Origin of the sequence: Wolbachia endosymbiont of Drosophila baimaii, assembly GCF_028982185.1 — a bacterium.
GTDB classification, from domain to species: domain Bacteria; phylum Pseudomonadota; class Alphaproteobacteria; order Rickettsiales; family Anaplasmataceae; genus Wolbachia; species Wolbachia pipientis.
Window position 1 is genome coordinate 1 of sequence record NZ_JAPQLE010000076.1, and the last position, 8351, is coordinate 8351.

Consider the following 8351-nt stretch of genomic DNA (forward strand, 5'->3'; position numbering starts at 1 on the left):
TACTGGTAATCCAAAGCTCCTTAACTCTTTGCACATCGATATTGACAATTGCCCACTTTCTATTCCTATGGATTCGTATTCTCTGCTTTGACTAAGCAGAAACTCAGCTATTGCACTGCTCTCACTTGCAACAACTTCTTCTTTAACAATTTTTCCTTTCTCATCAACGATACTAATAAAAGTTTCTTTGAGTGAGATATCTAACCCGCTATAATATTTCATGAGACTACTCCTACTGTAAAAGTTTAAATTATTTTTGAAGAACCAATTCATTGAATTTGTTACTTCGTGCTAAAATAATGGAGTATGTCTCTCCATCATTCAATCGCAATTACAGTATGTGGTATGACACTTAGTCAATTTAAGTAAGCAGATGATCTTAGCTACAAAAGTATTTTTTACCTCATTTGTTTTTGGGTTTATTCTTTTTCCCTATTTTATAAAGCTTCTAAAAAAAATAAGCAAAGATGGGCAACCAATTAGATCATGTGGACCAGAAAGTCATTTAATAACAAAAAAGAATGTACCACCTATGGGCGGAATAATAATACTGATTTCTTCTTTATTACCAATTTTACTCTGGGCTCAGTTAACACCAGAAATTTTGCTGCTGATATTGATAACTCTATTTTTTGCTCTACTTGGATTTATTGATGATTATTTAAAATTGAAGACAAATCACTATCGAGGTTTAAGTACAAAAACCAAAATACTTATTCAGTTTATTGTTGCTCTGGTTGGTGTGTTTATACTTAAGCTATACTCTGCTGAAGGTTTTACAAAAACGTCCCTATTTAAAGGAGTAATAATAGATTTTGGCTATCTATATGTTCCGTTTGCTGCGTTTGTAATTGTCGGCTCTTCTAATGCTGTGAATCTCACAGATGGTTTGGATGGCCTTGCTGCAACTCAAGTTATCACTTCCTTTGCTTTTTTGGGGCTAATTGCATATATAACTCAGGCAGATATGAATATTACTTTATTCTGCATTGCATTTATAGGAGCTATTCTAAGTTTCTTGTGGTTTAACACACATCCAGCAAAAATATTTATGGGTGATGTTGGTAGCTTGTCGGTAGGTGCGGCTTTAGGGTTAACTAGTGTCCTAATTAAAAGAGAAATGCTTTTTGCTATTATTGGAATAATCTTTGTAATAGAGACTCTATCTGTTATTATTCAGATATCATATTTTAAATATACAAAGTTTAAATATGGAGAAGGAAAAAGAGTTTTTCTTATGGCACCAATACATCATCACTTTGAGAAGAAGGGATGGTCAGAAAATGCAATCGTTATGAAATTTTGGATAATTTCTATTATCTGTTCAGTTTTTACTATAACTTTCTTATTATAAAAACCTATGAAATACCCAGACTTTACATTAGAAAATAAATTATCAGGAGTGATAGCAGGAGTGGATGAAGTTGGAAGAGGTCCGCTAGCTGGTCCAGTAATATCCGCAGCCGTAGTGTTTATTGATAGAAATACAATTATTGATGGAATCAACGACTCGAAAAAGTTGACTCCTCAATGTAGGCAAGTCCTATATGAAAAAATAATATCCGTTGCAAAATTTGGTATAGGAATGGCAAGCGTAGAAGAAATAAATTCATACAATATCTTGCAAGCAACAAAACTTTCAATGAAACGTGCGTTGATAGACTTGGACCTAGAGTTAGATTATGTGCTAGTTGATGGTAATCAACCACCTGAAGTGAAATGGCAAGTGAAATCCATAGTAAATGGTGATAATTTGAGTACATCAATTGCAGCAGCTTCAATCGTTGCAAAAGTTACGAGAGATCGGCTTATGCAAGAATTGCACAATAAGCATCCTGAATATAATTGGTATAAAAATAAAGGATATGGGACAAAAGAGCACCTTAACGCTATTGGCCTTTATGGAATTACAGAACATCATAGAAAAAACTTTGCACCCATATCTCGGGCATTATAGCCTTTAATCACTCACCCTTTTTTGAAAGGTATGTTTTCATTAAATAGGCAAACTGTACTTGATCCATTCCTTAAGGTAAACACTGAACTCACCCTTTCGATTATCAGGTGGTTGTCAACTGTACGGAAATTTACTAAAGACTCATATCCTGCAGAATCAACCATAAAAACTGCCGGGAAATCAGAGTTTATTTTATTGAATTGTAGATATGTAAATTTTCCATCATCAAAAACCTTGATTGGTATTATTGACTGACTGCCTTTAACGTGCGAGATGGAATAATTAAAATTTAAGCCCTTCTTTACAATTTCAACGTCGTTTATATCAGGAATAATGGTATGACTAGCTTGTTCGAGGATATCACCGTTATTTGTTGTGTAAATCTCATCACTGCTAAATAGTGGATAAAGAAACCTTACTTCATATGCTAATCTTGGATCATCTAGTCCAGTTGCTTCTTCAGCATGAAGTTCAAAGTAATAAACTCTTTTATTGGTAATTATAGTTGCGTTAGTATCGGCAATATCATCTATAGGCTTAATAAACAATCTGTTACCTTGAGGAAGAAGTTGCCAACCAGTTGAATCACCCATTGAAAGGTTTTGTATTATCTCCCCTGGTTCAAACAATATGCTGGATTGATAACCATAAAAACCCGTATACTTATGTATAGCTTGTGGGTTATAATTTATTACCTTTATGTGATTATCTCCAGCTATTGAACGTGGCTCCTGTTTTGCAAGTGCATCACTACCACAAAAAAACAACAGTACGGCAAACAGTAAACCAATCATAATATCGAAATAAATTAATCTTCATTTTATCATTGATAGACATGCACTGCAACTGTTAAGGCACTTTCTATACTATAAACCCCAAAGCAAGCGGTAGAAAAGGCAAGAAATAAGGCAAACTCCTTAAATACTTTAGAACTACAGGAGGCTTTACCTGAACGGATATACTTGGAATCCTGCCATTTTCACTTCGTAAACATACCAAGAATTCTGTCCATTATTCCACCCATATTTGCTTCAGCTTGAGTATACTCTATTTTACCACCATGCAAGATTAGTTTAATATCTGATCCAGGTGATATATTAACAAATTTACTGCCAACAACTCCACTGCTAGTGATCAGAGCTGAACTATCAATTGGCAATTTTATGTCTTTGCTTATACACATATCGATTCGTGCTACGTAGGTAGCTTTGTCAAGTGATACACCAGTGATGCTTCCAACATCTACACCAGAGATCTTGACACTATCACCAACTCCTATACCGTTAGCGTTAGCAAAAAGACCATATATTTTATAGCAATCCTTATAGTTTTTCTTTATGTAAGATAGCTTATCAATAGCAAAGAAAATCAGAAAAATAGTGAAAATTAATACAAATAATCCAGCGGTTATTTCAAGTATATTTGACCTTCGCATCTTTAGTTATCAGGACTCCAGCTTTTATAGTAATTTTTCACTTTTTGGTTTGGATAGTATGCATCTTTTGTACCCGTTAAATTAGGAGTATGTTTTACTTTTCTTTTTTTATTATTAACTGGTACTACATTATCAGTATAGTGAAGCCATATATGCCATTCCGGAGGCACTGTTGTAGGCTCAGAAACACTGCTATACATAACCCACCTTTTTCCTTTACTTGATTCATAGTAAGAATTTCCATTTTCATCTCTTCCTACAAATTTATCTTCTCTTCGTAATAGGCGTTTTATTGCATTACAAATTTTAGATAACATAAGGGTATTAAAACAAAAAGTATTATATATACTAATACTTTAACGATATATTAACAACAATTTAATGCAATTACCAATCTTACAAGTTATTATCCCAATAATTGCATCAATGTTTTGCTTTCTTGCCAAGAAACACAAGGTATCTTGGTTTATTTCTTTTATTGCAACAACAATCACTCTTATCATTTCATCAATACTACTCATTAAAACATATAAAGGTGAAATTATAACTTATCACCTTGGAAATTGGGCTCCTCCGTATGGAATAGAGTTAAGAATCGACGTGTTAAATTCCTTAATTCTAACCCTAGTGAATTTTATAGCGCTGATTAGTGTGCTTTATAGCTTTTATATTAACGAAAAAGAGATGAGCAAAAACAAAATCACTGGTTTTTACTCTCTATTTCTACTGTGCTTAAGCGGACTGCTCGGGATTCTAGTAACAAACGACATATTTAACCTTTACGTTTTCTTGGAAATTTCATCTCTTTCTTCTTATGTATTAGTTTCAATGGGAAGGGATAAAAAAGCCTTGGTTGCAGCATTTGAATATCTAATTAGTGGAACAATAGGCGCAACATTTTATTTATTTGGCATCGGGCTCTTGTATTCAATGACTGGAACGCTCAATATGTCTGACATGGCTGAAAGAATAGTTCCATTATACGATAACAACATCATAAAACTTGGCACGTTGTTCATTTTTGTTGGTCTCTCAATCAAAATGGCACTGTTTCCATTAAGCAGGTGGCTGGTTAATGCATATAGTGAGGCGCCAAGTTTCATTAGCATATTCTTTTCAGGCACAGTGACAAAAGTGATGATATATGTTTTCATCAGAATCTTTTATACTGTTTTTCATCAAAATTTTTTCTTGTTTAAGCCGCTACTGGACAATGTGATAATTATCCTCGCACTTTGCGCTATTGTATTTGGGTCGATATTTGCAATAACCGCAAAAGACATAAAAAGACTGCTTGCTCACTCTAGTATTAGCCAAATTGGTTATATAATTTTAGCACTGAGTTTTAACTCAAAAACAGGTGTATTTGCAGCAATTCTTCACATAGTAAACCACAGCATAATAAAAACATCTTTATTCATGGCTGCAGGATGTATTTCTTACAAATTTGATACAACAAAAATAGAGAATTTATCGGGACTCAAGAAATCAATGCCTTATACAGCACTTGCATTCACTCTACTCAGTTTAGCATTAATCGGTGTGCCTTTAACAAATGGCTTTGTAAGCAAGTGGTATATAATGAAAGCAATTATCGAATCTCATGCGTGGATTTCCCTTGTAACATTTGCTGCTGGCTCTTTCCTTGCATTGATATATATGTGGAAGATGGTAGAGAAAATGTATTTTGAAAATAGTGCAGCATCAAGCACTGGAATGACACTTAATGAGGTGCCATTACTTATGCTCTTTTGCCTATTGTTCATGGCAATTTTAACGGTAATAACTGGGACATATAGCACTCCAATTCGGTTAGTAGTTGAGAAGTTGGTTTTTTGATTTTTATCTTTGTTTCATATTTTACTATACTTTAAGGTTATAAGGTCTTTATTGTGGATAGGCTGAAGAAGATTCATTGGTTATTAGTCATCAACGTGATAGCGCTGTTTTGCGTTGGCATTGCTGTTCAATATTCTTCTGCTGGAGGAAAGTGGGTGCCATTTGCGATTCACCAACTGGTCATATTCTCCTTCTTTTTCCTACTCGCTATAGCTATGCCATTCATAGAGCTAGATTTTTACTTGAAGCACGCCTACTTTTTTTATGTAGCAGCAGTGATTTCGCTATTAGTAGTGAATTTTTTTGGCTCACACATAATGGGTGCAACAAGGTGGATAAGAATTGGATCAATTAGTTTGCAACCATCAGAATTTGCAAAAGTAGGCTTAATACTTGCGCTTGCTCGCTATTTTGATAAGCAGAGTGTATATAAAATGATGGAATTTAAAAGATTGCTTAAGGCACTTATAATTATTTTCTTACCCGTGTTCTTGGTGTTAAAGCAACCTAATTTAGGCACAGCTGTGATAATGTTATTTATAGGGATATCAATTATATTCACAGCAATAATAAAAAGATCTCATTCGGTAATATGTGGAACGCTTGGCATTTTTGCAGTACCGGCTATTTGGCCTTTTTTACGTCCTTATCACAAGCAAAGGATATTGTCGTTTTTGGATTCATCAGTGGATCCACTTGGGATAGGTTATAATGCGCAGCAATCTCAGATAGCTATTGGTTCAGGAGGTTTGCTTGGTAAGGGCTTTGTTAACGGAAGTCAAACTCAACTTGGATTTTTGCCGGAAAAGCGTACAGATTTTGCTTTTGCAGTGCTGAGTGAGGAGTGGGGATTTTTAGGTAGCATGGCTTTAATTTTACTCTATACTACATTGCTTGCTATAATGCTCTCTATTGCTTATAGGTCAAAAAATTATTTTTCTAAGTCGGTATCTATCGGTATTTTCGCCTTTTTTAGTGCTAATTTCTTTATAAATATCGGAATGACAATGGGCCTCTTACCTGTGATAGGTGACCCATTGCCATTTCTGTCCTATGGAGGAAGTACAACTGCTGCAAGTTTGATATGTATAGGGCTATTGCTGGCAATAAAAGCAGATGAACAACAAAATGCTTGTATTTTACCTATGCTAAAGTAGAATTAAACTTTACTTAATAGTTTTTATGCTAGATGAAATGCGTGAGGAATGTGGGGTATTTGGCATAAGCTGCAACCAAAGTGCTGCTTTTAACTCTATACTTGCTCTCCACGCTTTGCAGCATAGAGGTCAAGAGTCTTTTGGCGTAGCAACCAGTAACAACGATAAGCTGCACTCTTATCACTTTCAAGGTCAAGTGAGCAGCGTATTTGATGATATAGATGAAATAAAGAAATCCTTACCTGGGGATTGTGCAATAGGTCATGTTCGATACTCAACAAGTGGTAGTAAATTTGGAGTGCAGCCCATGTTTGGCAAAAGTGGCAAATTTGGGGATTTTGCCATAGCACATAATGGTAATTTAATTAATATTTCTCCGATACGCAAACAATTAATTAAACAAGAGTGCGTTTTTCAGTCAGATATTGATACAGAAGTAGTAGTGCATCTGACAGCAAGCGGTGAAAAAGATAGCTTCTTAGAGAGTTTTATATATGCATTAAAGCAAATACAAGGTGCTTATTCTTTTGTGGCAATCAATCAAGAAGTAGTTATTGGAGTACGTGATCCGTCTGGAATCAGGCCTCTTGTTTTAGGAAAGTTAAACGGTTCTTACGTTCTTGCATCTGAAACTTGTGCTCTTGATATAGTAAATGCAGAGTTTGTTAGAGAAATAGAACCAGGTGAGTTAGTCACCATTGATCGAAATGGTAATCTAGCTTCAGCATTTCCTTTCCCACAGCAAAAATCAAGTTTTTGTATTTTTGAATACGTTTATTTTTCAAGACCAGATAGCATAATGGAGAATAGGTCCATATATGATATAAGAAAAGAAATAGGAAAAATACTTGCAGAAGAGAGCCCACCAAAAAACAATGTAGATATGGTTGTACCAATACCTGATTCTGGAATACCTGCAGCTATTGGATATGCAAAGCATTCAGGATTACCTATGGAACTGGGAATAATTCGTAATCATTACATAGGAAGAACTTTTATACAACCAACCGCTGAAGTACGTAAAGTTAGAATAAAATTAAAATTCAATGCTAATAAGCACACTTTGAAAGGTAAAAACATAATTTTAATAGATGATAGTATAGTGCGTGGTAGTACGTTAACAAATATAATAGTTATGCTAAAAGATGCAGGAGTAAAAGAGATTCACCTCAAAATTTCAAGCCCACCAATTAAGCATTCTTGTTTTTATGGAATAGATACACCAGAGTGCAAAGATTTAATTGCTGCAAATAAATCTGTAGAGGAAATTAAGGAAGTTATAGGAGTAGATAGCCTAGCCTTCTTGAGTATTGATGGACTATATCAGGCTGTTAAAGGAGAGGTGCGTAACAATGCTACACCACAATATTGTGATGCTTGTTTCACTGGTGATTATCCGATTGGCAAATAGTCTATGCAAGGTCTGAAGTTTAGAAAATCTTAAACCGCCAAAATTTCTCTTGGCCTTTACTAATTCCGATTCTTGGAGTGCAAATATAATCTGGTTTGAGGTGAGATTCATAAACACAAAATTCGTGGTTTATAGTAAGGTCTTGCTTATTATGTTCTTTTGCAATGTTTAATCTTTTGCACAGTATTCCTGGTCCACCTAAATTTGCTTCAAGCGGTTCAATGAGCTTTAATCCTCGTATTAACACTGCTGCTGGGAATCCTTCTGCTTCTGTTACAATATTTAGACAATAGTACATCCCATATATAAAATATACGTACGAAAATCCCGGCATACCAAACATTACTGAAGTTCGATTAGTATAGCCTCTTGCCGCGTGACAAGCTGGGTCATTCATTCCTATATAGGCTTCAACTTCGGTTATTACTCCACTAAAGTTAGAAAATTTCAGCATCTTTCCTAGTATAGCTCTTTCCATAAAAGTCCGGATGTGGTAGGATAAGGATAGATGATGATAAGGAGGTTGAATGCCAGCAGCATATAGTTATGATT

General features: G+C 34.8%; 8 protein-coding genes and 2 pseudogenes. 5 read left to right on the forward strand and 5 right to left on the reverse strand.

Annotated features, from left to right (window positions below; translation table 11 throughout):
* A pseudogene (locus tag OZD66_RS02365) lies at positions 1-222 on the reverse strand (IS110 family transposase); the annotation flags it as partial.
* Between the two features lie 151 nt (positions 223-373).
* Here OZD66_RS02365 and mraY point away from each other — a divergent pair.
* Both mraY and OZD66_RS02375 read left to right on the forward strand, forming a co-directional pair.
* Entirely contained in the window at positions 374-1354 is a 981-nt protein-coding gene (gene mraY, locus OZD66_RS02370; protein ID WP_182367719.1) for a phospho-N-acetylmuramoyl-pentapeptide-transferase, read from the forward strand.
* Between the two features lie 6 nt (positions 1355-1360).
* Positions 1361-1957: a ribonuclease HII gene (locus OZD66_RS02375; protein WP_015589381.1), complete on the forward strand. Its 597-nt coding sequence runs from the start codon at positions 1361-1363 to the stop codon at positions 1955-1957.
* An 11-nt stretch (positions 1958-1968) separates the two neighbouring features.
* Here the strand turns inward: OZD66_RS02375 and virB9 are convergent, their stop codons facing one another.
* The 3 genes from virB9 to OZD66_RS02390 form a co-directional block, all read right to left on the reverse strand.
* Positions 1969-2751 carry a P-type conjugative transfer protein VirB9 gene (virB9, locus tag OZD66_RS02380; RefSeq protein ID WP_182367722.1) on the reverse strand — a complete coding sequence of 261 codons (783 nt, stop codon included), beginning with the start codon at positions 2749-2751 and terminating at the stop codon, positions 1969-1971.
* A gap of 185 nt (positions 2752-2936) precedes the next feature.
* Positions 2937-3392 (reverse strand): outer membrane lipid asymmetry maintenance protein MlaD, encoded by a 456-nt coding sequence (mlaD, locus tag OZD66_RS02385; protein ID WP_007548591.1) that lies wholly within the window; start codon positions 3390-3392, stop codon positions 2937-2939.
* A 2-nt stretch (positions 3393-3394) separates the two neighbouring features.
* Positions 3395-3709 carry an NADH-ubiquinone oxidoreductase subunit NDUFA12 family protein gene (locus OZD66_RS02390; RefSeq protein ID WP_007548590.1) on the reverse strand — a complete coding sequence of 105 codons (315 nt, stop codon included), beginning with the start codon at positions 3707-3709 and terminating at the stop codon, positions 3395-3397.
* 64 nt (positions 3710-3773) lie between these two features.
* On the opposite strand from OZD66_RS02390, the gene OZD66_RS02395 reads away from it, so the two are divergent.
* The 3 genes from OZD66_RS02395 to purF are packed head-to-tail and all read left to right on the forward strand — an operon-like array spanning position 3774 to position 7799.
* Positions 3774-5231 carry a proton-conducting transporter transmembrane domain-containing protein gene (locus tag OZD66_RS02395; RefSeq protein ID WP_182367726.1) on the forward strand — a complete coding sequence of 486 codons (1458 nt, stop codon included), beginning with the start codon at positions 3774-3776 and terminating at the stop codon, positions 5229-5231.
* A 53-nt stretch (positions 5232-5284) separates the two neighbouring features.
* Positions 5285-6388, forward strand: coding sequence for a rod shape-determining protein RodA (rodA, locus tag OZD66_RS02400; protein WP_182367729.1), 1104 nt, complete (start codon positions 5285-5287; stop codon positions 6386-6388).
* 25 nt (positions 6389-6413) lie between these two features.
* Positions 6414-7799, forward strand: coding sequence for an amidophosphoribosyltransferase (purF, locus tag OZD66_RS02405; protein ID WP_015589386.1), 1386 nt, complete (start codon positions 6414-6416; stop codon positions 7797-7799).
* Here purF and OZD66_RS02410 read toward each other — a convergent pair.
* Positions 7781-8265, reverse strand: a pseudogene (locus OZD66_RS02410) (DNA-3-methyladenine glycosylase); the annotation flags it as partial. The gene purF and the pseudogene OZD66_RS02410 sit on opposite strands and share 19 nt — an antisense overlap.
* Positions 8266-8351 lie beyond the last annotated feature (86 nt).